This is a genomic window from Natrinema marinum (genome assembly GCF_024296685.1).
GTDB lineage: Archaea > Halobacteriota > Halobacteria > Halobacteriales > Natrialbaceae > Natrinema > Natrinema marinum.
Genome location: NZ_CP100763.1, coordinates 219,410 through 242,879 on the forward strand (window position 1 = coordinate 219,410; position 23,470 = coordinate 242,879).

Consider the following 23,470-nt stretch of genomic DNA (forward strand, 5'->3'; position numbering starts at 1 on the left):
CCGATTCGAGAAGATTGAAACGCCTCGCTTCGTTATGCAGCGCCATGGATAAACAGGACCTCAAGCAGCGGGCACACGACCTCGACGTCACCGTCTGGGTCGGGAAGAGCGGCGTCGACGCCGTCGTCGACGAACTCGACGATCAGCTCGCGAACCGCGACCTCGTCAAGGTGAAGTTCCTCCGCGCCGCTCGAGCGGGGAGTTCGACCGACGAGAAGGCGGCCGACCTCGCCGACCGCGTCAACGCAGAACTGATCGACACGCGTGGGCATACGGCGGTGGTACATCGATGAGCGGCGGAGCCGGTCTGCTCCCGTTACAGGCGCTCGGTCCGATCGGCCGCACGCTGGAAGAAGCCGGCCTCAGTTCGGCTCTCGCCGCGAGCGCAGAGAGCGCGATCAAGTTCGTCATCGCGTTCGTCGTCATCTGGCTCGTCGGCCGGGCGATCGTGCGACCGCTGGTCAAACGGGCGTTCGACAAGCGGGGCCTCGACGAGCACGTCCAGAACCCGCTGTTGATGCTGACGAACTTCGGGATCGTGTTCGTCGCGATCGCGATCGCCTTCGGCTTCGCCGACTACGGGAACTTCCTCGTCTCGATGGCCGGCATCGCGGCGGCGGGCGCACTCGCCGTCGGACTGGCGATGCAAAACGTGATCTCGAACTTCGTCGCCGGCGTCTTCATCTACACGGACAAACCGTTCCGCATCGGCGACTGGATCGAGTGGGAAAACGGTACCTACGCGGGCACCGTCGAGGACATCAGCCTCCGCGTCACCCGCGTCAGGACCTTCGACAACGAACTGCTGACGGTGCCGAACTCGGCGCTCACGGACGGTGTCCTCAAGAACCCGGTCGACGCCGACAAGCTGCGACTGAAGTTTGTCTTCGGGATCGGCTACGACGACGACATCCAGCGGGCGACCGACATCATCGTCGAGGAGGCCGAACGCCACCCCGACATCATGGACGACCCCGCACCGTCCGTCCGGCTGACCGAACTCGGCTCCTCCGACGTCGGCCTCCAGTCGCGGTTCTGGATCGAGAACCCCTCGCGCGCGGACTTCGTCCGAACCCGCGGCGAGTACGTCACCGCGGTCAAAGGACGCTTCGACGAGGAGGGGATCGACATCCCCTACCCCGTTCGCACGCTCGAGGGCGGCCTCAACATCGAGAGCGGCGACGGTCAGAGCGTCGTCCAGCCGGCCGAATAGGCCCCGCTGGTTCCTCGTTGTGTCGCTCAGGAGATGTCCTGAACGGTCGCGTTTTCCGGCGGATCGAACGCGAACCGCTCGTCGTCGAGGCCGTCGTTGAACGAGACCGACTCGTAGTAGTCCGTCAGAACGATTCGTTCGCCGTCCGGCGCCTCGAACACCACTCTTTCCTTGAGCGGATAGTCGTACTCCGTATCGATCCACAGCCGCTGTTCGACGACCAGCAACTCCTCTCTGGGGTTGCTCGTCTCGAGCGCGTAGACGTACTTCGTGTCCCCGACGATCGCGGAGATGCCTTTCTCGACGGTCTCGTTTTTCGCCGCGACGTCGAGGACGTGCGTCTCTCGACCGGCGATCCGCTCGGTCCCGTCGTACTCGATGTCGTACTTTTCGAGGCCCTCCGCGGCCATTTCCGCCCGACTGGATCGGACCTCCTCGTTGTCGAACGGCTCCGCCGGCTCGAAGTACTGGGCGACCCCCGCGTTCGGATAGTAGAACCAGTTCTTCGTGGCGTTGGACACGTAGAGGTTTCCGATCTGGTCCGGATCCGGCGCGTCGATCACCTTCGTTCGCTGGTCGACGTACGGCCGTTTGTACACCCGCATGGTTTCCGTCAGCGTGTGGCTCCCGTTCGTCACTTCGGTCCGCCGCGTCCCCGCGACGCTCTCGAGGTCGTCGGCGTGAACGTACGCGCCTTCGAACACCGCCTCGGGGTCGGGCTCGGAATCGGACTCCTCGGCATCGCTCGAGGGCGTCTCGAACGCGGCACAGCCGCTCAGCGGGACGCTCACCACGAGCAGCACCAAAACAGCCGCAAATCGATAGTTCCCCATATGATACTGCATAAAATTAGGATCGAATAAGGGTTCGCATCTCGAGTACTGAAAGCAAACGGCGCCAGTTTCGCGGATCGTCGCACTGGATAGTCACCGAATCCCTCGCTCGAAAAAGAGTGGTCACGTGCGCTCCGTGAGCGAGTGGGAGCGCGGCGCTCCGCACCGCGGTGGTGCGAGCGGCCTGTCGACCGATGTGAGTGACTGAAAGAAGGACGCAGGGAGGAAGCTTTTCATCGAACTCTTATCGAGCAAGCAAGGCGCGTAGCGCAGCCGCTCACGGAGCGTCAAAGATCGGTATGAATGCGGACGACCGCGGTGGCCCGGCGTTCCGGCCGGGGGAATCCCGGTTGCCTTCTCCACCCCGCGACCCGTCGAGCGACAGGTGTCCGGCGGTCCACTGCTCGCTTCCGCGCCTGATGGGCTGTCGCCGACTAACCACGATGGGGCGTCCCTGCGGACGGCCATCGTGGACCGCTGTCCCCGACGGACGAGGCTTCTCTGTTGGCTCCCGGGGCCCCGGTCGGTCTGACCGGACGCCCGCGGGATTCGGTCCCCGCTAATGACCATAGCGCGGGTGACGAGCAGGGCCAAACTGCCCGACCTAGTCCATTTCCAACTAGACGGGTAGAACTTAAGGGCCTTTCGTCTCCCGGATCGCACGACTGCACAGTAGTCTATCACGAGACAAGGGGCTCGAAACGGTTCGACCGTATCCGCAGAAGCCATTCGAGCCGGGACAAACGGCTGATCAGTTCGAGGCTTCCGATTCGTGGAGCGCGTGCAATCCCTTACTCGGGAAAAAGACTGTCTCGCCAACGACTGGCGCGAGCTTTTCGCCGCTCGAGCGCGTCGCGTCTGACTGATAGCCCCACAAGAACCCGCCGTCGCTCCCGTTGTACGCCTCCACCGTGTCCAGGCCGCTCACGTAGACGACGCCGTCGGCGATAACTGGTGGTCGGTTGCCGTAGGTTTCGGCCGTCCAGCGCTCCGAACCGGTTTCGGCCTCGAGCGCCGTAATCTGCCCCGAGTTCGTGACGTATATCGTTCCGCCGGCCACTGCTGGCGATGTGACCGTTTCCAGTCCCCACCCCTGGCCACGTCCTTCGATGGGCTGACGCCAGCGCGGCGTTCCGTCCCGCTCGAGCGCGGCGACAGTCCCGTCGCCGACCGGGACGTAGATCGTGTCACCGACGATGGTCGGCGGCCCGGTGATCGTGTTCCCCAGATCCCGCGTCCACTGGACGTCGCCATCGGCCGCCGATAGCGCGGTGAGCTCGATCCCGCCCTGGTAGACGGTTCCGTCGGCGACCGCAGGCGGCGTCGGAATGTACATCTCGCCGTCGGAAAGCCGAGCGGTCCAGCGCTCGCGGCCGGTCTCGAGGTCGATTGCCACGAGCGTCGGCGGGTCCGCGTACGTCGTGTTGATCGCGTACATCGTCCCGTCGGCGACTGCGAGTTCGGTAGCGAAGTCCCGAACGAGCTGCCAGCGTTCGGTTCCCGATTCGGTCTCGAGAGCGACGATCGAGGAGCCAATGGCCTGAACGACCAAACCGTCGGCAACCAGTGTCGCACCGACGACGTTCGTCCCGGAATATGGATGCTCCCACTCGACCTCCCCGGTTGCACCGTCGAGGGCGTACACGACTGACTCCACTCGCTCCTCACCCACGGCTTGCCCCTCCGCTACGTAGACCGTTCCCTCGACGATCGCCGGCGTTCCGATCTGATACGCAGGACCGGGAACTCCGTTGCGGAACGTCCAGACGGCCTCAACGGCGTCGGTCGGGCCGGGACCGCCCGCATCGCCCACGTGTCGCGGTCCGTACTGATGCATCCGGTACGGATCGGACGCGGCGAGCGTTTCTCGAAATCGTTCGGTTGGGTCGGTCGAAGCGTCTTCGTCCGGTTCTTTCGATCTCCTCTTCCCCCCGAGTACGCCGAGACACCCCGCCAGTCCGCTACCGAGGACTGCTCCTGTGGCGATCAGATCGCGGCGGTATCGGCCGTCGGTCGTCTGCTCCCTCCCCGAATCCATCGTTTCGGTGTAGAAATGGTGGTAATATATAATTACGTGATGTCGGTGTACGGTTGCACTGCGGTTTCACACCGTGAGTATCGCCGAGCCAAACTGGACGCGGTCACCTCGGGAAGGCGTCCCGTCTCGGGTCCCAACTCACGCCCGCTCGAGAAACGGCGTATACATCCGGTGCGTGTTCGGGCAGCCGCCGAGCCAGGCGGTGCCAGCGTCGAACTCGCGGGCGTAGATCCGCCGAAGTCCGTCCTCGGTGCCGAGCGTGTCGCCGGTGTCCGTCCAGTCGGTGAGCCACGCCGGCGGCTCGACTTCGGCGTCGTAGGCGACGTAGACGGTGGCCGGAGCGCGTAGCGTGAGCCCGAGGAACGAGCGGCGCTCACCGTCGTGGTCTTCCCGTTCCGGCCGGACGCACTCGAGACCGGCGTATTTGCCGGGAACGGTCGTGTACGCGGACTCGTCGTAGACGTAGAGCGGTTCGCCGCGCTCGAGGCGGCCCTGCTGGGAGATCGATCCGCGACCGGAGGTGACGCGGGCGACGAGGCCGTCGGCGTCTGATCGCGGGTCGCCGCTGGCGTCCGCGCGGTAGCCGCCGACGATATCGAGATCCGGTCCGGCCGAGTCGGGGACGAGCTCCCCGCCGGCGCTGATGCCGTACTCTTCGTAGAGGGCTCGGTTGGACTCGCCGACGAGCGCGGCCGGCTCGGCGTCGGTCAGGTCGTCGAGGGCGTCCTCGCCCGGCTCGACGACGGCCAGATCCGCGTCGGTGGGATACGGTTCGAACGATCGCTCCTGTGCCGCGGTGTAGAGGCGCTCTCCCTCGAGCGTGACCGCCCCGTCGGGTCTGAACAGCGCGTACGGCCCCTCCTCGAGGTGTGTGCCCAGATGGACGCGCCCGCGACCGCCGTCGGCGAACGAACAGCCTTCGATCTCGATCCGCTGTGGCGGCGTCCACCTGCGATCCATCCCGTCGACGGTCTGGATGTCGAGCCAGTTGTTAAACGCCACGTCGCGGACCGGACACGTGCCGCGGGGCGGAGCCCGAACGCCGACCGTCCAGCCGGTGATCTCGCCGCTCTCGAGGCGGACGTTGATCGGCGCGTGATTGCGGTTTACCCCGACGCCGCGGGCGTCGCCGTCGCCGGCGATCAGGCGGACGTTTCGGAGAACGACGTTCGCGCTGTAGCGGATCGAGATCCCGTTCGCGCCGCCCTGCCCGCCGCCGCGGTTCGGGATGTAACGCGAGCCCCACTCGCTCGTGAGTCCACCGACGTTGTAGGCGGTAAAGCCCTCGACGACGCTGTACTCCGCGACGCGATCGTGGTGGTTCCCGAACTGGTGACGAGAGATGTCGAGGCCGCCGCCGGAGGCGAAGACGGTGTTGTTCCGGAACGAGCGGAAGGCGACGAAACTCGAGGGGACTTTGCCGTCGTCGACGCGATCGGAGCGTTTCAACTCGGGTTGGCCGTCGACGTGCTCGAGCGGGAGGTTGGCGCGATTACCGATGACGCCGCCGATCTCGCCCGCCGGCACCGAGGCGTCGGGTTTGGCGCGGGTCCAGTAGACGAAGCCGAAGTGGCGGTGGCCGGCGGCGACGTTGTCCTCGACGGCGACGGCGGGACCCTGAAACCAGAAGCCGTAGCCGCCGTGGCCGAAGTCGTCGATCGCGCCCTCGCTGTCCTCGTGGAACTGACGGTGGTCCGGCAGTCGGCCGGTCCCTCGAGACCGGAGCGCGAAGTTCCCCGCGAACCGACCCGTCTCGGCGCCGACCTCGGCGACGAACCCTGAGCCGAAGACGCGATGGGAGACGTTGTTCGTGAAATGGACGTAGCTGCGGTGATTGACGAACCCCCAGCCGGGACTGCCGCGGGCGACGCAGCCGGCGACGACCGCCGGCTCGCCGTCGGTATCGGTCCCGTTCCGGTGGAAGTGACAGGCGTACCGCGCCTTCGGGTTCGGCTCGACGCCTTTCGGCGGAACGCCGTTGTCGGGGTTCGTCACGGGCCGGGACTTGTCCGTCCGCCCGAGTTCGTGGAACTCGACGCCGCGAACGTCGACGTCTCCCGTCATGAACATGACGTGCCCTCTGCGGGGGATCTGCTCGGTCCCCGACTCGAGTCGAATCGGCCGCTCGAGGTGTGCGACGTACGTTCGGAGATCCGTCCGCGGCGGGACGTGATCGTATTCGAGCGAGTCCTCGAGTTCGACGGTCGTCCCGTCGACGCCGGCGACGGTCACTCGCTCGTCCTCGTTCCGGTCGGGATTCACGCCGGCCACGACGAGAGTATCGCCGGAACGCCAGCCGGCCGGCGGTTCCGCGAGCCGGAGCGTCGACTCGCCGCGCCGTGGCGGCTCGGCCAGCGCCGTAAACGACGTCGTCTCCCCGCCGTGCATGCGGACGGTCGCGCCCTCGAGCGCGAGCAGCCCGCGGCTCAGGCGATCGCGATCCCAGTCCGTGTCGATGGGGCCGCGGTCGATGAACGTGATCGACGCCGACCCGCCGTCAGCGCCGCCCGCGACCGGTTCGTCGGCGGATCCGATCTCGAGTCGGCCGGTGCTCATCACGACGATGGTGTCGACGGCGAGTTCCGCCACTGCCGTCGGCTCGAACCGCAGCGTGCCATCGACGCGGATCGTCCGGAGCCGCGCATCGTCCTCGTGATCGACCGTGACCGTCGTCTCCGCCGGAACCTGGACGTTTGCGCCGTCGCCAGGACCGTCGCTCTCTTCCCACGTCGACGCCGCCGCCCATCGACCGCCTGTCGCTCGGTGGGTCACGTCGTCCTCGGAGACGAGCGCCGCGGCACTGGCCGCGTGAGCGGCCTCGCCACCGAGCCGATCGCGGTAGAGAACGCCCGTTCCGACCGCCCCCGTGCCGACGGCTCCGAGGCCGATCCCCTTCAGTAGCGTTCGCCTGTCGGTCGCGTCAGTCGCATCTGGCGCGTCGTCTCCGCCGGTCATGCTAATCGACGCCTTTCGTTCGTGATCGAACCCTCTTAATACTGTGCTCGATCGAGGCACACCGGCGACGGATCGCCGGCCGACCCGATGTCTGGACCGGCAGTGGCGCTATCGTGTGGGACGCGCGTCGAACTGGCCGAGCCTATCCATTCCTCGAGTTCGACGTGGCTCGTCATCATCGCGATCTCTCGCCGAAATCCGCGAGGTGCGGTCGCTACCGACGCGCCGAGCGAGGAAAAGGCCCATTAGTTCCCCGACACATCCTTCCGTCATGGGACTCGGCAGCACCGCAAAGAAGATTCAGACGCTCTCGGATCGGGCCGAGGCGATGTACAAGCAAGTACAGAAGCTCCAGCAGCGGATCACGGGGCTCGAGGAGAAGACGGACGAGACGAACGAAACGGTCGCGCGGTTGGACCACCAGCTCACCGAGCAGCGCGCGCTCTTGCTCGCGATCGCCGAGGAGCAGGGGCTCAACGGCGAGGAAATCCTCGCCGAAGCGGCGATCGACGACGTCGACGCCGACGAGTCGAGCCCGGCCGAGGCGGCCGTCGGCGAGACGACGAGCGAGTAGCCCCGCACTCGGCCGCCGGCTCGACCGGATCGGGACAAGACCCAACAGCGGCGGTCCCTTTTTCGACACGGTGGCGACTCCCCACGAGCCGGTCGTCACGATCGTCCTCGACTCGAGCGAGCGATACCGCTCCAAGGGGACCGCTCGAAGAGTGAACGGTGTAAGCGGGCCGGCTCAGGCCGCCAGTCGCCGGTGCTGCACTTTCATGCACCGATCCTGCACCACCTGTTTTCCCCCGGTTTCCGCGCGGGCGGCCGCCTCGTCGTCGCGAATACCCTGCTGGGTCCAGATGACCTTCACGTCGTCGCGCTCGAGGGCCGCGTCGACGATCTCGCCGACCTCCTCGCTGGGGCGGAAGATACAGACGACGTCGATCTCGTCGTCGACGTCCGAAAGCGAGTCGTGGACCTCACGGCCGAATATCTCGTCGGCGTAGGGATTGACCGGAATCACGTCGTAGCCGTGTTCGAGCAGGTACTTCGGGACGTCGTGGGCCGCCTTCCCCGGCGTACTCGAACAGCCGACGACGGCGATCGTCTCGTAGTCGAGAATTGCCTCGAGTTCGTCTGTGGAGTCGACAGGCATACACGCTGGTACGCGCTCGAGTAGTAAAACGTCTCGTGGTACGGTGACGCTGGCGACGAGAGCCAAGCGACGGACTACGTCGAGAAGCCGGCCGTCCGAATCTCGGGCTCCTCACCGTCGGTCGCTTCCTCGAGTTCGAGGACGCCGTCGAACAGCTGTTTGAGCGTGTTCATCGTCTGATCGTCGTGGGCCGTCGAGTCGATGACGTAGACGCCCATGGCGTCGGCGCTTTGAATCCGTCCCGTGAAAACGTGGAGGAACCGGAAGACGGTCTGTAGGTCGGAGTACATCAAAAGCGTCGAGACCGAGTGCAAGAGCACGCGGTTCTCGGTGAGCCCGCGGCCCTCGTAAAACTCCTGGAGGAACTCCGAGAGTTTAATCCCGATGCCAGTCATGTCGACGGGCGAGGAGGCGTACTTGATCCGCGGATCGTCGTCGATGGTCCCGATACCGCGCTGTTTGGTCACGCAGTCGACGACGCCGATGTCCGGTTCGGCGCCCTCGCTGAGGTGACCGTCGAAGCTCTCGAGGACCTTGTCGGCGCTGTCTTTCGTGGTGACGACGATCGACCCGTCACCGCGATTCGCACCGCTCGCGAGGATATCGAAGGCGATCCGTCGTTTCCCCGTCAGTGGCGGGCCCGCGATGAGCACGTTCGCCCCCGGATCGATCTCGACGCCCGGAAGGACATCTGCAAGGTCATACATACCAGATACTCACATCCACCGCCGCCGCGACGACCGTTACTGGTACCGCCCACTCCAGCGTCCGGCGTGTTGTATGGAAATACGTGAAGCGGCTTATAGTACTTTTGATTAGAAAACACGTTGGAGACTGCTGTCCACTCAGTGACCCGACTAGTAACGGTCCCGCGCGCGGGCTATCCCACCGCCGGGAACTCGAGGGCGGCGCGGCCGACGATAAACGCCAGCGCGGCGAGGAACATGCCGTACTTGAGCCGCGACTGGCCGGCCGTCGGATCGCGGAAGCTCTCGTAGGCGGCCGCGAGCATGACCGCGTCGGCCGGGGCGACGACCAGTAGATAGGCGACCCCGAAATACCCGCGAACGTACGGCAGCGGGCTCGCGACCACGGCCGCCACGAGGAGGACGGCGGCGACGGCCAGCGCCCGGCGTTGGCCGATCGCGATCGGCAACGTGTTCAGCCCCTCCTCTCGGTCGCCCTCGATGTCCTCGACATCTTTGACGATCTCGCGGGTCAGCGTCGCGACCGCCGCGAGAACGAACAGGACGATCGCCGGCACCAGCTCCCCGGCACCGCCGACGGCCGCGGCTCCGAAGAGGAACGTGCTTCCGACCAGATAGGCGACGAGGGCGTTGCCGAGCCCCGGCAGCCCCTTGAACACCTCGGTGTAGGCCACCAGCGCGAGGAGGTTGATTCCGGCGATCGCCAGCGCGAGCCGCGGGAGCGTCAGCGCGAACGTGACCGCGCCGACGAAGAGCACGACGCTGAAACCGAGCGCGCCGCGCGGACTCACCGCACCGCGCGGAATCGCCCTCCCGGGCTGATTGACCCGATCGATCTCCCGGTCGAAGTAGTCGTTGATCGCGTTCCCCGCACCGACCGCGAGGCCCGTCGCCGCGACCGCCGCGGCCACCGCGAGCGGGTCACCGGTCACGCCGCCGGCGACGAACGCCCCGATGAAGGTCAGCACGCTCGAGGCGGCCACGTTCACCGGCCGGGTCAACTCGAGCAACCCGCGAACCGTCTCCCCCGCTGTCATAGGGGGGAGTGGTCAGGCGGCCCGGTTAAACGGTGCGGTCCGCAGCCGCCAGTTCGCTCGCAGACGCGGCAGAGACGAACTCGAAAACGAAAGAATCGAAGCCGGGCGTCCGATCCCCGCGACCGGGTCTGCGGCTCAGCGCCACTGCTCGAGGTCACAGAGCGCGTCGCCCTCGACCTCGAGCCACTTGGTCATCTGCTCGTCGCCGCTCGCGTTGGCTGGCACGGCGGTCCAGACCTGCTCGTCGTCGGTGAGCAACTCGAGCGGCGTCGCGCCGGACTGCGCCTCGTCGGGGATGGGGGCCTCGTTCATCGTCATAGCACGGATAGATATTGGCACTCCATACCAAAGACTCCTCGCGGTGATTGTCACCGACTGAAAATTGCTGGGATGCGAGCGTGTCTATCCTTGTCGAAACCGTTGAAAATCGAGTGACTTATACGGACCCATCGGGAAGAAAACGATGCGGGCGCTTAGCTCAGTCTGGACAGAGTACTTGGCTTCGGACCAAGCTGCCGTGGGTTCAAATCCTGCAGCGCCCATGATTCTTCCGCGAGCAACGTGAGCGGAGAATCATCTCCGCGAAGGATTGCTCCGTGTACTCGAGACTCGAAGGCGGCGCCAACGCTGACTGCGGGGCTTGCCAGTTAGGAACACGCACGTGGCGCGCTCCTCGGCGTCGAACCGGATCGGCCGTTACGCGTCGGGGGACTCGTTGATGATGACGACGGCTTCGCCGTCGATGACCGGCTCGTCGTCTTCACTGAAGACCCGGGTGTGGAGCCGGTAGCGGTCGCTGCCGAGGGCTTCGATGATTTCACACTCGGCGGTGACCGTCTCGCCGATTCGGACCGGCCCGGTGAACTCGAGGTCCTGGGAGAGGTAGACCGTCACGCCCGGAAATCTTGCCAGTGCAGCACTGATCGTGCCGGCGACGAGGGTGCCGTGGGCGATCCGGCCGCCGAACTGGGTGTCTTCGGCGAACGCCGACTCGAGGTGGAGCCGATTGGTGTCGCCGGAGACCTGCGCGAACGCGGTCACGTCCGCGTCCGCGATCGGCTTGCTGAACCGGACGTAGTCGCCGACGCCGAGCGATTCGTACTCGTCCGTCGAGCGCTCGACGATCCAGGTTTCGTCGCCGAACGCGACTTCGGGGACCGACTCTGTGGTCGTCGCCGGTTCCGACTGAGACGGTGCCGGCTCTCCGCTCGAGGAGGTGAGTCCCATCGCCGCGAGGAGGGCGTTGTTCGCCTCGAGATAGCTATTGAAGACGTGTTTCGAGACGCTCGTCCAGTTGGCAGTTGCTGGCGGGGAGTCGACGCTGTCAGTGTCCGGGCATTGGCTACTCATAGTGGTGCGGGGATGATCCGACGAAGGTACTGGGTCCACCTCAGTATAGGGTGGTTACTGTCTTTGAGGTGTCGCCAAATTACATTGGACCGTTGACAGCGACAGTCTCGCGGATAACAGATTGACACGTTTCGAACTGAACTGATACGTCGGGGCGGGTACCGAATGGAGCCCGATTTCGTTACGTCGCGGGCAGTCCGTCGAGGAATTTCGCCGCGGCGGCGTTGAACGCGTCTGGCCGATCTTGGTTGACGAGGTGGCCGGAGTCGGACAACTCCAGCCGGTCGCCGTGGGTCACGGCCGTGACGATCTGTTGGCCCTGGCGCTTGACCAGCGGAGCTTCCTGCTCGCCGTGAACCACGAACGTCGGCGTTTCGACGTCGGTCAGTTCGGGCGGGTCGTACCGGTAGAGCGCGTCGAAGATCTTCCGGAACTCGGTCGCCGGAATGTCGCCGACGTCGGCGATCGCATCGGCTCTGACTTCGGGGTCGACCGACAGCCACCGCTCGCCGGTCGTCGCCTGAATCGAATACAGCATCGACTGGAACGTCCCCGTCGTCCCCGTCAGCGACAGCGACGCGGTCAGTGCCGGTACCGGCGACCAGAGGGGTTTCAGCCCCGGCGGCATATCGATCGGTGGCATCGATCGGACTGCACCGCCCATGATCGCGCCAGTCGCACCGTCGGGGTGGCGGTCTAAGTACTCCTGGACGACCATCGAGCCGAGCGAGAGCCCACAGAGGGCCGGCCGTTCGATCTCGAGATCGGCCAGCAGCGCCTCGAGATCGTCCGTAAAGAGTTCGATCGAGTACTGGTCGGGGTCGGTCGCGCCGGTCTCGCCGTGGCCGCGAACGTCGAGGGTGACGACCCGATAGTCGTCGGCGAAGTGCTCGACTTGGGGCCGCCAGGCCTCGCCGTTCATCCACCCGCCGTGGACGAACACCAGCGGGGAGCCGTCGCCGGTCGTCTCGTAGTAGATGGAACCGTCCTCGAGCGCGAGTTCTGCCATGCTCACTCTCTGGGTCCGATCGCTCTTAGAACGAGTGGTTGCGTTGGCGCGGCCTGAGAACCCGAGACGAGCGCGTCGGAGATCCCGTTTCAGCGCTCGCTTTCCGCGTCGGCCCCAAGCCAGCGGTCCCAGGCCGAGTCGAACTCGGATTCGTCTTCGGTGATGCGGTCCCAGGCTGCCAGGCCGCGTTCCTCCCGCGAGCCCGGAATCGTGTTATCGAGGACGAGCGCCGCGAGTCCGCCGACGGCCATCCCAGTCGAGCCGATGATGTAGATCGTGTCGACGACGGCCTGTGCGGCGGCTTCGAGCGCGGGCGAAGCGGAAATACTCGCGAACCCCACGGCCTCGCGGAACGCGATCGTGCTCTCGAAGTTGCCCATGTACGCCGGGATCGCCAGCCCGACGAACAGCGCGAAGCCGACGACGAAGGTGTTTCTCGAGGAGTCGAGATCGACGTGGCGCAGGTTCGAGATGCCGACGGCGACGATCTGGCCGAACATGGCGATGAAGAGGCCGCCGACGATCGGGTCGGGAATCGTGGCGATCAACTGGCCGAAGTAGCCGACGAAGCCGACGAACAGCATGACGACGGCACCGAGCTGAACGACGTATCGGGAGGCGACGCCGGTCAGTCCGATCGCGCCGATGTTCTCGGAGTACGACGTGGAACCGCCGGTTCCCATGATCCCCGCGAAGACGTTCATCAGCCCTTCCATTCCGATGCCGTGGTTGATCCGCTTCTCGCTGGGCGCGCCCGATCCCGAGAGGTTCGCCACCGCGTAGTAGTCGCCGATACTCTCGACGATCGAGGCGAGCACGCCGGCGAACATCCCGATGATGAACGCCGTCGTCACCTGCGGGGTTCCCCACTGGAAGGGGTAGATCGGAAGCAGTAGCCGGCTACTCGCGACGGCCCCCAGGTCGACGTAGCCCGGATGGTCCACGCCGATCACGCCGAACACCGACAGCGCGGCGGCGACGACCCAGGCGATCACGAGCGCCAGGATCACGGGATAGAGCCGGAACGCCTTGTGTCGAACGTCGAGATACTGCGAGAACAGCAGAATGAGACCGAGCGTCAGTCCAAGCAGCCACCAGCTCTGGTTCGACGCGGTGATCTGGGGCGCGCTGAACAGCGAGAGCCCGATCAGCGCGATCGTCGGTGCGATGACGATCGGCGAGAGGAACCGGCGCAGTCTCCCGACCAGTCCGAAGTAGCCCATCGCGACCTCGACGAGCGAGGCGACGATGATCGCCCCCTGTAGTTGTAGTAACGCGGCTTCCCAACTCGGCTGTCCGGAGACGCTGCCGGCGGTCACGACGCCGACGATCGCCAGCGCGGGTGCGAGCATGGAGAACGGCGCGCCCTGCACGATCGGGTACCGATTCCCGAAGGTGGTCTGCGCGAGCGTGGCTATCCCCGAGACGACGAAGAACGTCCCGACGAACCGTGCGGTCACGTCGCCCGGCATCCCCATCGCCCCCGCGAGGATCAGCGGCACCGCGATGTTTGCGCCGACCATCGTCAGATAGTGCTGGACGCCCAGCACGACCGATTCCCCGAGCGGCGGTCGCTCGTCGATTCCGTACTCGATATCGTCGCCGACGGTTCCATCGGCGGTTGACTCGTTCCCCGTCATCGATTCTCGTCGGATAACGGCAGAGGTCTCGCATAGGGGTGTTGATCCGCGGTCGGCGAACTGTTCGGCCGGCTGTCTCGTTGACTCCCCTCGAGCGAGCCGCTCAGAAGGGGACGGACCAGACGTGTCCGCAGTCCTCGCACTCGAAGGTCTTCTCGAGGCCGGCCTCGAGCAGTGCGCGCTCGATCGGTTTCGACGCCGGATGCGGTCAGGCACTCCGGACGCCTGATACGACTCACTGTCACACCCGGCGCAATCGAGCGCCGTAAATCGACCGCTCCGTGAGCCGTCGGCCCCTCTGATTCGACCGAGACCTCGCTTCTGACGGCGCTACGGCCGTTCTTCGGTCGCCGCGCGTTCGGCGGCGATCCGCACCGTCTCTGCCGACAGCGACTCGAGGGCGACCAGTTCGCCCTCGGTCACGCTGGCGACCAGTTCCGAGAGGCCCGCGCGAGAGTCGTCGCCGGCGTCGACGACCACCACCCGCGCGTCGTCGGTCGCGAGCGCTCGAGCGGCCCGTCGCGTCGCGTCCGTCGGACTCCCGTCGGCGACGTTGGCCCGTCCGTCGGTGACGAGGACGACGACCGATGCGTCGGTATCGGCTCGTTCGATGACTCGCCGCGCGGTCTCGAGCCCCGCGGGAAGCGGCGTTCGATCACCCGACGGGAGGTCCTTGAGGTGGCGGGCGGCCAGCGAGACGCTGTCGGTCGGGGGCAGCAACACGTCGGCGTCTTCGCCGGCGAACGCGACGAAGGCGACCTGATCCCGGTGTTCGTAGCTCTCACGCAGCAACTCGAGGACGACGCCCTTCGCGGCCCGCATCGCCGGCCGCATCGAGGCGCTGGCGTCGACGGCGAAGACGATCGTCACCGAGGTCTCGCCCGTTCGCACGGACTGGCGGAGGTCCCGTTTCTCGACCCGAGACTCGCCGCGGGCCGCGGCCGATCGGACCGACGCCGCGGCGTCGATCGGCCCCTCGCCGGACGCGGGCTCGGTGCGGACGCGAGCGCCTCGGTTGTCGACGCTCGGGGCGGTGCCCGCTCGCGATCCCGTCGCCGCCGTTCCGTCGCCGCGCTCGACCGTCGCGGCCTCGAGATCGGGTGCCCGCGCCTCGCCGATCTCGGCCCGCTGCTGGCCGGGGACCAGCGGCTCGGCGGTTTCGTCCTCCGCGTCGTCTGGCGACTCGTCCGATTCTGACTCCGAATCGGAGTCGCGGCCGCTCGAGTCGTCGGACCTTCCGTCACCGGTTTCCGCGGACGACTGGTTCGTCGAGGCCGGTCGCTCGCCGTCCTCCGGTCGCCGTTCGGAGCTACCCTCGTCACCGTTCCTGCCGTCGGAATCGTCGTCGGCGTCGTCCCCGCTCGAGCCGCCGTCCTCGTTCTCAGCTCCCTCGTCGCGCTCTCCCTCGCGATCACCGGATTCGTCGTCGCCCGAGTCGGAGTCGACTTCCTCGTCGCCGTCTCCCTCGTCCGCGTCGCTCTCGTTGGATTCCCCCTCGCCGTCGGCGTCGTCCGGCGCTTCTCCGTCGAACCGGTCCTCGAGCAGGTCGTCCAGGTCCGGTTCGTCCTCGAACGGCGTGCTCCGGAGGCGATGGGGGAGCGCGTACGTCGCGGCCTCGTGGATATCGGACTCGATGACCGTCTCGCGGCCCTCGAGCGCGGCCAGCGTCATCGCCGTTCGGGCGGTCGCCACGTCGCCGCGGTGGCCGTCGACGCCGGCCTCGAGACAGAGGCGGGCGATCTCTGCTTTGAACTCGGTCGGGAGCGAGACGCTCGAGAGGCGCTCGCGGGCCGCGGCCAGCTCGTCGCGCAGGGCCGCTACGTCGTCGGCATACGCCGCTTTCGGGTCCGTCTCGCCGCCGTCGGCCTCGAGCGCGCGGTCGATGATCTCGACGCGGTCGTCGATCTCGCGACAGCCCTCGACGGTGGCCTGCAGGGCGAAGCGGTCCCGCAACTGTGGTCGGAGGTCGCCCTCCTCGGGGTTCATCGTCCCGATCAGCGTGAAGTCCGCGGGATGGGAGACGCTGATCCCGTCGCGCTCGACGGTGTTGACACCGCTGGCTGCCGCGTCGAGCACGACGTCCACGAGGTGGTCGTCGAGCAAGTTGACCTCGTCGACGTAGAGGATGCCCCGATGGGCGCGAGCCAACAGGCCGGGATCGAAGTCGGCCGCACCGGCCAGCGCGTCCTCGACCGAGAGGGTGCCGACGACGCGGTCTCGAGTCGCGCCGAGCGGGAGCGTGACGAGGGGGACCGGCCGCGTTTCGACCGGCAGATCGTCGGGTTCGCGGTCGCGACAGTCCGCACACTGCAGGTCGGGGTCGTCCGGCGAACAGCCGTACGGGCAGTCGGCGACGGCCCGCTGCTCGGGCAGGAGCTCGACGAGCGCTCGGACGGCGGTCGACTTCGCGGTCCCCTTCTCGCCGACGATCAGCGCCCCGTCGAGGCCGTCGTTGGCCGCGACGGTCAGCAACACTCGCTTCAGATCGTCCTGTCCGACGATCGCCGGAAAGGGGAGTGACGACAGCTTTTTGGCCCCGGCGTTTGCAACCATACTTGAGCTAATACAATAGAGGTTTAAAAACGCGATGACACGCATCGGTATTTACACCGCGACGGAGAACGAACTCGGCTCGATCGGGCAGGCGGCCGACCGCCTCGAGGGGGTCGAACTGGTCGTCCGCTCGGAGAGCGACCTCGCCGAGGAGGCCGACATCGAGGAGTTCGTCGAGGAATTGCGCGACGCCGCGGCAGCGATCTTCTGGCTGCACGGGGCCGAAGACAGCATGCCGGGCTACGACTACGCGACGGGCGCGCTCGAGGACGCCGGCGTCCCGCTGATCGTCAAGGCGACCGGTGACGCCTTCGCCGTCGAGGACACGACGGTATCGACGGACCATCGCGATCAGGTCTACGACTACCTCGAGAAAGGCGGGACGATCAACGTCGCGAACCTGTGTCGGTTCCTCGCCGCCGAGTACGAGGGCCGGGACCTCGAGTACGACGAGCCCGCGGAACTTCCCACGGAGGGAGTCTACCACCCCGATCATCCGGGGATCGAGTACGAGGATCTGCTCGCGACCCACGACCCCGACAGGCCGACGGTCGCGATCTGGTTCTACGAATCACACTGGACCCACGAGAACACCCGCTACGTCGATGCGCAGGTCCGGGCGCTCGAGGAGCAGGGAGCGAACGCACTGCCGATCTTCTGTAATCCGGCGACCGATACGGACGAACAGGAAGACGCCGAGTGGGTGACGGACAACTGGCTGCTTGACGGCGAGGCGTCTCCGACGCCTCGAGGAGGCGGTGAAACCGCCGACGCCAGGAATCCGGTGGTCGACGCCGTGCTTTCGTCCTTTATGTTCTCGCTCTCGATGGACGAGCGCGGCCGCAGCGCCGACGACGAGGGCAGTTCCGCGGAAGACGTCTTCCTCGACCGCCTCGGGGTCCCCGTCCTGCAGACGATCACGACGATGCGCTCGCGATCGCGCTACGAGTCCAGCGACACGGGTGTGATGGGTTTCGAACTCGCCCTCTCCGTGGCGCTCCCGGAGTTCGACGGCAACGTCATCACGCACCCGATCTCGGGCAAGGAGCGCACCGACGACGAGGCCGGCATCGGCTCCGCGCCGAAACACCACTTCCCGATGGAAGACCGGATCGACCACGCCACGCGGCTGGCGGTCAACTGGGCCGAGCTTCGGCACACGCCGAACGAGGAGAAGCGGGTCGCCGTCGTCCTCCACAACTACCCGCCGAGCGACGACGGGATCGGCACCGCGTTCGGCCTCGATTCCCCCGAGTCGACCGTCAACCTGCTCTCCGAACTCGACGCTCGAGGGTACGATGTAGGCGACGACATGCCGGACAGCGGGCAGTCCCTGGTGGAGAAACTCACTGCCCAACTCACGCTCGAGGACCGCTGGGTCGCCCCCGAGGACGTTCGCGACCTCTCGGTCGACGTGGTGTCGCCGGAGACCTACGCGGACTGGTTCGGCGAGGCCGACGAGCGCTTCCAGGAGAACGTGGTCGAGGAGTGGGGCGAGGTCCCCGATCGGCCGTTCGCGATTCCGGGCGTCGAGTTCGGCAACGTCCTCGTAACGGTTCAGCCCCCCCGCGGGTTCGGGATGGACCCCTCGAAGGTCTACCACGATTCTGACCTGCAGCCGCCACACGACTACTTCGCCTTCTACGGCTGGCTGCGGAATACGTTCGAGACCGACGCTGTCGTCCACCTCGGCACCCACGGCAGCCTCGAGTGGCTCCCCGGGAAGACGGTCGGGCTGAACGGCGAGAGCGCGCCCGACCAGTTGATCGACGATATTCCGAACGTCTACCCCTACATCGTGAACAACCCCGGTGAGGGGACGCAGGCCAAGCGCCGCTCCTACGCCGCTATCGTCGACTACCTGACGCCCGTCATGCGAAACGCCGGCACCTACGACGAGCTCTCGGAACTCGAGGAACTGGCCAACCAGTACCGCGAGGCCGGCATGGAAGACGCCCGAAGCGACGACGGCGAGCACCTCGAGACGCTGATCCGCGAGACAGTCGAGGAACTCGATCTCGCCGTCGAACTCGGGGTTTCGGGGACCGTAGACGAGAAGGCAGATGTCCGCGGGCCAGAGGAAGCGGGGTCGACGCTGGCGGAGGGCGAGGTCGCCGGTGACGACCTCGAGATCGACGAGCTGGTCGAGCGCGTCCACGAATACCTCACGGACGTGAAGACGACCCAGATCCGGCTCGGACTGCACACCATGTCCGAGCCGCCGGCCGACGAGCGCCTCGTGGAGTACCTCGTCGCGCTGACCCGCCTCGAGAACCCCGGCGCACCGAGCCTGCGCGAGAGCGTGGCCGGCGCACTGGGCGTCGACTACGAAAAGATGCTGAACGCGCCCGGGGAGTACGACGCGGCCCTCGGGATGACCTACGCCGAGGCCGCAGACGAAGTCTACGAGACTAGCGTCGACCTGCTCGAGACGCTCGCCGAACACGACTTCGACGTACCTGAATCGGAGCGCGAAGCCGGTCCAGACGATGAGGTCAATATGAACCTGCTCGTGGTCGACCTCGAGACGATCGGCGACGCGCGAGCGAAGTCGGGCGCACACGACGACCTGCGGGAGGTCTTGGCGTACATCTGCGAGGAGGCCCAGCCCCGCGTGCAGGGGGCCGAAGACGAGATCCCGCGCACCGCGGATGCCCTCTCGGGCGAGTACGTCCCGCCCGGCGGCTCCGGTGCGCCGACCCGTGGCGGCGTCGACCTGCTGCCGACCGCGCGGAACTTCTACACGCTTGACCCGCGGAAGGTGCCCGCGAAGGCCGCCTGGCAGGTCGGGAGCGAAGTCGCGGAGGGCGTGCTCGAGCGCCACCACGACGAAAACGGCGGGTACCCCGAGGAGATCGGCGTGGTCGCCTGGGGGACCCCGACCGTGCGCACCCGCGGCGAGACCATCGCGCAGGTGCTCGCGATGATGGGCGTCGAGCCCCAGTGGACCGACGCCGGCCGAATCGACGACGTCGAGCCGATCCCGCTCGAGGAACTCGATCGGCCGCGGATCGACGTGACGACCCGCGTCTCGGGACTGTTCCGCGACGCCTTCCCGGCCGCGACGGGGGTCATCCACGACGCCGTCGACGCCGTCGTCGACCTCGACGAACCGCACGAGATGAACTACGTGAAGAAACACGTCGAGGAAGAGCAGGCGGAACTCGAAGAGGAGGAGGGGCTCGACGAATCGGATGCACGAAAAGCGGCGAAACACCGCGTCTTCACGACTCGCCCCGGCGGCTACGGTGCCGGGACGAACAAGGCCGTCGACGAGGGCAACTGGGACGACCGTTCCGATCTCGCCTCCGTCTACGTCCAGTGGGGTGGCTACGCGATGGGGTCGAGAGGCCGCGTTTCGGACGCCCACGACGCGTTCGAGCGCCGCCTCTCGAGCGTCGACGCGACGGTCAAACTCGAGGACACGATGGAGCAAGACGAGTTCGACTCCTCGGACTGGTATGCCTTCCACGGCGGCTTCATCTCCGCCGTCTCGGAGATCTCGGGCGAGGAGCCCGCCTCCTACGTCGGCGACTCTTCCGATCCCGACAACGTCGACGTCTACACCAACGAGGAAAAGGTCCGCAAGGCGATGCGTTCTCGGGTCCTGAATCCGGACTGGCTCGAGTCCATGGAGGACCACGGCTACAAGGGCGCGGGCGACCTCTCGACGACGGTCGACGTGACGCTCGGCTGGGACGCGACGACCGGCGTCGTCAGCGACACCCTCTGGGAGGAAGTCGCCGAGAAGTTCGCCTTCGACGACGCTCGTCAAGAATGGATGCGCGACGTGAACCCGTGGGCGCTCGAGTCCATCACGGACACCTTACTCGAGGCGATCGAGCGCGATCTGTGGGATGCCGACGACGAGACGGTCGACCGGTTGCGCGACCTGAACCTCGAGGTCGAGGGCGATCTGGAAGCGCGGACGACCAACGAGGCCGTGGGGGTAGCGAACGATGACTAACGACGGTGTTCGACCGACGAGCGATACGCGGGCCGCGGAGGGTGATTGCCAATGAGTGACAGTCAAGAATTCGAGAACGAATACGTCGATCTGGGAGCAACGACGCAGAACGCGATGGACATCGCGGAGACGAGCATGGACATCGTCCGGCAGTTCACGCCGGACGAGACGCTCGCCGACCGGATCCGACAGAAGTCCGTCCACTCGATGGGCGACATCGAGTTCCAGCACCTGATCGAGTTCACCGGCGGCGACGCGGTCGGCGACGACGAAGACGCGCCGGTCCGGGCCGGCGCGCGGGCTGTACTCGAGGACGCCGACATCATCACGGACATCACGATGGTGAAAGCCGGCGTCACGGGGCGGGGCCACGACTGCGAGGTCTCGAAGGCCATCGGCCACGGGAAGGAACTCGCCGAGGAGACGGGGATGACCCGGACCGCGGCGGCGATGCTCGAGCTCGACAAGGCCGACGCCTTCGACGGGTCGATCGTGACGATCGGCAACGCGCCGACGGCGGCGCTGGCGCTGGCCGACTGTATCGAGCAGGGGACCCGGCCGGCGGTCGTCGTCGCTAACCCCGTCGGCTTCGTCAAGGCCGAGGAGAGTCGCGGGCGCATCCGCGAGGTCAGCGAGGCGTATGGCGTCCCCGCGATCACGCACGTCGGCCGGCGGGGCGGGAGCGGGCTCGCCGCCGCGCTGACGAACGAACTGATCCACGTCGCGACGGACGTTCGAACCGACGAACTCGACCTCGAGATCGACGCCGAGACGCGGGCCGCGGACGGCCGGAACCGATGAGCGGCGACTACGACCTCGAGGCGGGGCCGGACCCGGCGACGTTCGCAGCGGGAGCGCCGGAGCCGGCCATCGACGAGGAGGCCGACGATCCGGTCTACGCCGTCGGCGTCGGCCCGGGGAATCAGGAGTATCTCACCCCCCGTGGCAAACGAGCGATCCGGGAGGCCGATGTCGTCGTCGGCTTTACGACCGTCGTCGAATTCATCGCGGACCTGACTGACGCCGATCTACTGACCTGCGGCTACAGGGACGAGGCCGCGGCGCTCGAGGCCTTCGGCGAGCGCGTCGCGGCCGGCGAGTCGGGCACCGCGGTCGCAATGGGCGACCCGAATCACTCGGGCTACCAGTTCGTCGGCAAGGTGCAAGATGCCGTCGAGCGGAGCACGACGAACCCTGCTTCGCAGGCGCAGCAGGACGCCGTCGAGCGCGACGCGCCCGCTACCCCCGTCCGCGTCGTTCCGGGCATCTCGTCGCTCCAGCTGGCCGCCAGCCGCGCCCGGATGCCGATGGAGGACACCGAGTTCGTCACGCTCCACAAGAGCGGCGACCTCGACTCCGACATGGACCGCCTCGCGGCCGCCGTGACCGACGACGGGCGACACCTGCTCGCGCTCCCGCGACCCTACGATCGGATGCCCGGCGATATCGCGCAGTTCCTGCTCGAGGCGGGTGCCGAGTCGGATCTCGAGGCGCTGGTGCTCGAGAAGCTGACTCACGACGACGAGGCGATCCATCGGTTTACGCTCGCGGAGTTGGCGGCCCATGCCGGCGGGAGCGGGAAAGACGATACCCCGTTCTCCGATCTGGTCGTGCTGGCGGTTCGACAGCCGGTCTAGACAGCGACCTATCGAAGCGATTTCTTCAGACAGGTCGCCGACGACGGACACAGCTCGGCGAACTCGGCTGTCTGCCGAATCCTCGACGGCACCTCCTCGCGGTCGATCGCTTCGTATCCCCGCCGTCGGAAAAACTCCGCAGCTGTCGTGGTCAACAGGTAGAGCGTCTCTATTCCGTTCTTTCGGGCGTGGGTTTCCAGCTCGTCGTATATCGCGGACCCATAGCCCTGGTCACGAACCGATCGCTTCGTAACGATTGACCGGAGGAGTCCGTCGGGCTCGTACCGTTCGATTCCGCCGGCGCCGACGAATTCCGCGTCGGAGACGGCGACGAAGAAACACTCCGGCTTCGTTCGCACGTCTCGATGTGGGAGATCGTTCGCTTTCAGTATGGCTTCGATGCGGCCGAGAGCGCCCGTCTCCGCCCTCGAGACGGTTATCGTAACGTCGGTCATCCGGTCGCGTCGACCCCCTCGAAACGTCGGTTAGCTCGAGTCATCGGTGTGCGGGCGAGTAATCGTGAGTCGAACTCTGCCGGCCAGATCGACCGTGAGCGGCCGACAGCCGTAGAGGCAGCGGACTACTCGCGAGGCGCGCCGCGTGGCGGCGACGAGGCTGACGACAATCACGAGGGCCGCGACGGCGGTCGACGGATACTCGACGGCCCAGAGAACCACAGGGACTGCAGCTACCAGCGCGTAGCCAGTGAGTATCGTTCGTCCATCGGGGCGTCTCGAGGTCGGATCGGTCGGTGGTACGTGCATCGTCTGATCGATCTCCGTCGTCGGTATCGGTGGGTGCGTCAGTTCTCCTCGAGCGATCTCGTCTCGTCGAGGGCACGGAGGAGCCGTTCCGCGCGCGGCGTCGCGGTGTAGTACCGCCATCGACCCTCTTTTCGTCGCTCGACGAGGTCGGCGCCGAAGAGCCGCGAGAGAGCCTGGCTGACCGCTCCCTGGCTCACCCCGAGTACCGGTTCTAGCTCGCAGACACAGACGGCGCCGTCTGCGTCTGCGATGAGCCGAAGCGCTTCGTATCGGGTATCGTTTCCGAGCGCGGCGAGCGTCCGAACGTCGGCGGCGACCGTTTCAGCTGCCGGCGAACGGCCGACCGAACAGCAGTCGGCGCTCTCCTCGCTTCGCGATTCGGTCGCCGTCTCGTCCGTCTGTTGCCCACTCATTTTAGCGATTGCTAATATTAGCGCCTGCTAATATAAGTGTTCGGGTCGTCCGCCTCCGGGTCGAACTCGACAGTCGACGGAGCCGTCTCGCGGACGGTAACGGACGACCGCCGGCCGACGCGCCGCGTGCGACCGGGAATCGGCGACGAGCGTCGCCCGTCGTCACTGCGAATGGCGCAGAGAAACGGGTTCGCC

19 protein-coding genes, 1 tRNA gene and 1 other RNA gene are annotated in these 23,470 nt (G+C 66.6%); 7 read left to right on the forward strand and 14 right to left on the reverse strand.

All coding sequences use genetic code 11. The features are described from left to right. The first annotated feature begins 44 nt into the window (after window positions 1-44). Window positions 45-293: a YhbY family RNA-binding protein gene (locus NKH51_RS01180; protein WP_254763416.1), complete on the forward strand. Its 249-nt coding sequence runs from the start codon at window positions 45-47 to the stop codon at window positions 291-293. Further along, window positions 290-1,213, forward strand: coding sequence for a mechanosensitive ion channel family protein (locus NKH51_RS01185; protein ID WP_254763417.1), 924 nt, complete (start codon window positions 290-292; stop codon window positions 1,211-1,213). Before NKH51_RS01180 ends, NKH51_RS01185 begins: the two co-directional genes overlap by 4 nt. A 26-nt stretch (window positions 1,214-1,239) precedes the next feature. Here NKH51_RS01185 and NKH51_RS01190 read toward each other — a convergent pair whose 3' ends face one another. The 4 genes from NKH51_RS01190 to NKH51_RS01205 all read right to left on the reverse strand — a co-directional run bounded on the left by NKH51_RS01190 (window position 1,240) and on the right by NKH51_RS01205 (window position 7,039). Beyond that, on the reverse strand, window positions 1,240-2,046 hold the full coding sequence (locus NKH51_RS01190; protein ID WP_254763418.1) for a LolA family protein: 807 nt from the start codon (window positions 2,044-2,046) through the stop codon (window positions 1,240-1,242). A gap of 303 nt (window positions 2,047-2,349) precedes the next feature. Then, an RNA gene (gene ffs / locus NKH51_RS01195) (signal recognition particle sRNA) lies at window positions 2,350-2,661 on the reverse strand. Window positions 2,662-2,797: 136 nt separating this feature from the next. Beyond that, window positions 2,798-4,084, reverse strand: coding sequence for an outer membrane protein assembly factor BamB family protein (locus NKH51_RS01200; RefSeq protein ID WP_254763419.1), 1,287 nt, complete (start codon window positions 4,082-4,084; stop codon window positions 2,798-2,800). Between the two features lie 138 nt (window positions 4,085-4,222). Next, a complete protein-coding gene (locus tag NKH51_RS01205) occupies window positions 4,223-7,039 on the reverse strand; it encodes a G8 domain-containing protein (RefSeq protein WP_254763420.1) in 2,817 nt (938 codons plus the stop codon). Window positions 7,040-7,310: 271 nt separating this feature from the next. Here NKH51_RS01205 and NKH51_RS01210 point away from each other — a divergent pair, with 271 nt between their 5' ends. Beyond that, window positions 7,311-7,613 (forward strand): DUF5798 family protein, encoded by a 303-nt coding sequence (locus tag NKH51_RS01210; RefSeq protein WP_254763421.1) that lies wholly within the window; start codon window positions 7,311-7,313, stop codon window positions 7,611-7,613. Window positions 7,614-7,787: 174 nt separating this feature from the next. On the opposite strand, the gene NKH51_RS01215 is transcribed toward NKH51_RS01210, so the two are convergent. From NKH51_RS01215 to NKH51_RS01230, 4 genes are all read right to left on the reverse strand, one after another. Next, the gene (locus tag NKH51_RS01215) at window positions 7,788-8,198 is read right to left on the reverse strand and encodes a CoA-binding protein (protein ID WP_254763422.1); all 411 of its coding nucleotides are present in this window, start codon (window positions 8,196-8,198) and stop codon (window positions 7,788-7,790) included. 74 nt (window positions 8,199-8,272) lie between these two features. Next, window positions 8,273-8,905: an RAD55 family ATPase gene (locus tag NKH51_RS01220; RefSeq protein WP_254763423.1), complete on the reverse strand. Its 633-nt coding sequence runs from the start codon at window positions 8,903-8,905 to the stop codon at window positions 8,273-8,275. 173 nt (window positions 8,906-9,078) lie between these two features. Continuing rightward, window positions 9,079-9,942, reverse strand: coding sequence for a geranylgeranylglycerol-phosphate geranylgeranyltransferase (locus NKH51_RS01225; protein ID WP_254763424.1), 864 nt, complete (start codon window positions 9,940-9,942; stop codon window positions 9,079-9,081). Window positions 9,943-10,077: 135 nt separating this feature from the next. Next, window positions 10,078-10,260: a DUF7511 domain-containing protein gene (locus tag NKH51_RS01230; RefSeq protein ID WP_254763425.1), complete on the reverse strand. Its 183-nt coding sequence runs from the start codon at window positions 10,258-10,260 to the stop codon at window positions 10,078-10,080. Window positions 10,261-10,409: 149 nt separating this feature from the next. On the opposite strand from NKH51_RS01230, the gene NKH51_RS01235 reads away from it, so the two are divergent. Next, window positions 10,410-10,484, forward strand: a tRNA-Arg gene (locus NKH51_RS01235). Between the two features lie 154 nt (window positions 10,485-10,638). Here NKH51_RS01235 and NKH51_RS01240 read toward each other — a convergent pair. The 4 genes from NKH51_RS01240 to NKH51_RS01255 form a co-directional block, all read right to left on the reverse strand. Continuing rightward, window positions 10,639-11,292, reverse strand: coding sequence for a MaoC family dehydratase (locus NKH51_RS01240; protein ID WP_254763426.1), 654 nt, complete (start codon window positions 11,290-11,292; stop codon window positions 10,639-10,641). A gap of 181 nt (window positions 11,293-11,473) precedes the next feature. Further along, complete coding sequence (locus NKH51_RS01245) at window positions 11,474-12,301, reverse strand: alpha/beta fold hydrolase (protein WP_254763427.1); 828 nt, start codon at window positions 12,299-12,301, stop codon at window positions 11,474-11,476. An 89-nt stretch (window positions 12,302-12,390) separates the two neighbouring features. Continuing rightward, the gene (locus tag NKH51_RS01250; RefSeq protein WP_254763428.1) at window positions 12,391-13,941 is read right to left on the reverse strand and encodes a uracil-xanthine permease family protein; all 1,551 of its coding nucleotides are present in this window, start codon (window positions 13,939-13,941) and stop codon (window positions 12,391-12,393) included. A gap of 330 nt (window positions 13,942-14,271) precedes the next feature. Then, window positions 14,272-16,494 carry a VWA domain-containing protein gene (locus NKH51_RS01255; protein ID WP_254763429.1) on the reverse strand — a complete coding sequence of 741 codons (2,223 nt, stop codon included), beginning with the start codon at window positions 16,492-16,494 and terminating at the stop codon, window positions 14,272-14,274. Between the two features lie 34 nt (window positions 16,495-16,528). Between NKH51_RS01255 and cobN the strand changes: the two genes are divergently transcribed. Genes cobN through NKH51_RS01270 form a run of 3 tightly spaced genes read left to right on the forward strand, consistent with a single transcriptional unit; the run spans window position 16,529 to window position 22,098 of the window. Next, window positions 16,529-20,461 carry a cobaltochelatase subunit CobN gene (gene cobN, locus NKH51_RS01260; RefSeq protein WP_254763430.1) on the forward strand — a complete coding sequence of 1,311 codons (3,933 nt, stop codon included), beginning with the start codon at window positions 16,529-16,531 and terminating at the stop codon, window positions 20,459-20,461. A gap of 51 nt (window positions 20,462-20,512) precedes the next feature. Then, window positions 20,513-21,262, forward strand: coding sequence for a precorrin-8X methylmutase (locus NKH51_RS01265; protein WP_254763431.1), 750 nt, complete (start codon window positions 20,513-20,515; stop codon window positions 21,260-21,262). Next, complete coding sequence (locus tag NKH51_RS01270; RefSeq protein WP_254763432.1) at window positions 21,259-22,098, forward strand: cobalt-precorrin-7 (C(5))-methyltransferase; 840 nt, start codon at window positions 21,259-21,261, stop codon at window positions 22,096-22,098. Before NKH51_RS01265 ends, NKH51_RS01270 begins: the two co-directional genes overlap by 4 nt. An 8-nt stretch (window positions 22,099-22,106) precedes the next feature. On the opposite strand, the gene arsN2 is transcribed toward NKH51_RS01270, so the two are convergent. Further along, window positions 22,107-22,553, reverse strand: coding sequence for an arsenic resistance N-acetyltransferase ArsN2 (arsN2, locus tag NKH51_RS01275; RefSeq protein ID WP_254763433.1), 447 nt, complete (start codon window positions 22,551-22,553; stop codon window positions 22,107-22,109). 347 nt (window positions 22,554-22,900) lie between these two features. Then, window positions 22,901-23,275, reverse strand: a complete 375-nt coding sequence (locus NKH51_RS01280; protein WP_254763434.1) for an ArsR/SmtB family transcription factor — start codon at window positions 23,273-23,275, stop codon at window positions 22,901-22,903. Between the last annotated feature and the right edge of the window lie 195 nt (window positions 23,276-23,470).

Excerpts from the sequence above, each read along its gene's own strand:
- NKH51_RS01215 (WP_254763422.1), bottom strand. The coding sequence starts at position 8,198 with ATGCCTGTCGACTCCACAGACGAACTCGAGGCAATTCTCGACTACGAG.
- NKH51_RS01190 (WP_254763418.1), bottom strand. The coding sequence starts at position 2,046 with ATGGGGAACTATCGATTTGCGGCTGTTTTGGTGCTGCTCGTGGTGAGC.
- NKH51_RS01255 (WP_254763429.1), bottom strand. The coding sequence starts at position 16,494 with ATGGTTGCAAACGCCGGGGCCAAAAAGCTGTCGTCACTCCCCTTTCCG.
- NKH51_RS01210 (WP_254763421.1), top strand. The coding sequence starts at position 7,311 with ATGGGACTCGGCAGCACCGCAAAGAAGATTCAGACGCTCTCGGATCGG.
- NKH51_RS01250 (WP_254763428.1), bottom strand. The coding sequence starts at position 13,941 with ATGACGGGGAACGAGTCAACCGCCGATGGAACCGTCGGCGACGATATC.
- NKH51_RS01205 (WP_254763420.1), bottom strand. The coding sequence starts at position 7,039 with ATGACCGGCGGAGACGACGCGCCAGATGCGACTGACGCGACCGACAGG.
- NKH51_RS01240 (WP_254763426.1), bottom strand. The coding sequence starts at position 11,292 with ATGAGTAGCCAATGCCCGGACACTGACAGCGTCGACTCCCCGCCAGCA.
- arsN2 (WP_254763433.1), bottom strand. The coding sequence starts at position 22,553 with ATGACCGACGTTACGATAACCGTCTCGAGGGCGGAGACGGGCGCTCTC.
- NKH51_RS01220 (WP_254763423.1), bottom strand. The coding sequence starts at position 8,905 with ATGTATGACCTTGCAGATGTCCTTCCGGGCGTCGAGATCGATCCGGGG.
- NKH51_RS01280 (WP_254763434.1), bottom strand. The coding sequence starts at position 23,275 with ATGAGTGGGCAACAGACGGACGAGACGGCGACCGAATCGCGAAGCGAG.
- NKH51_RS01270 (WP_254763432.1), top strand. The coding sequence starts at position 21,259 with ATGAGCGGCGACTACGACCTCGAGGCGGGGCCGGACCCGGCGACGTTC.
- NKH51_RS01265 (WP_254763431.1), top strand. The coding sequence starts at position 20,513 with ATGAGTGACAGTCAAGAATTCGAGAACGAATACGTCGATCTGGGAGCA.
- NKH51_RS01185 (WP_254763417.1), top strand. The coding sequence starts at position 290 with ATGAGCGGCGGAGCCGGTCTGCTCCCGTTACAGGCGCTCGGTCCGATC.
- NKH51_RS01200 (WP_254763419.1), bottom strand. The coding sequence starts at position 4,084 with ATGGATTCGGGGAGGGAGCAGACGACCGACGGCCGATACCGCCGCGAT.
- NKH51_RS01230 (WP_254763425.1), bottom strand. The coding sequence starts at position 10,260 with ATGACGATGAACGAGGCCCCCATCCCCGACGAGGCGCAGTCCGGCGCG.
- NKH51_RS01180 (WP_254763416.1), top strand. The coding sequence starts at position 45 with ATGGATAAACAGGACCTCAAGCAGCGGGCACACGACCTCGACGTCACC.
- cobN (WP_254763430.1), top strand. The coding sequence starts at position 16,529 with ATGACACGCATCGGTATTTACACCGCGACGGAGAACGAACTCGGCTCG.
- NKH51_RS01245 (WP_254763427.1), bottom strand. The coding sequence starts at position 12,301 with ATGGCAGAACTCGCGCTCGAGGACGGTTCCATCTACTACGAGACGACC.
- NKH51_RS01225 (WP_254763424.1), bottom strand. The coding sequence starts at position 9,942 with ATGACAGCGGGGGAGACGGTTCGCGGGTTGCTCGAGTTGACCCGGCCG.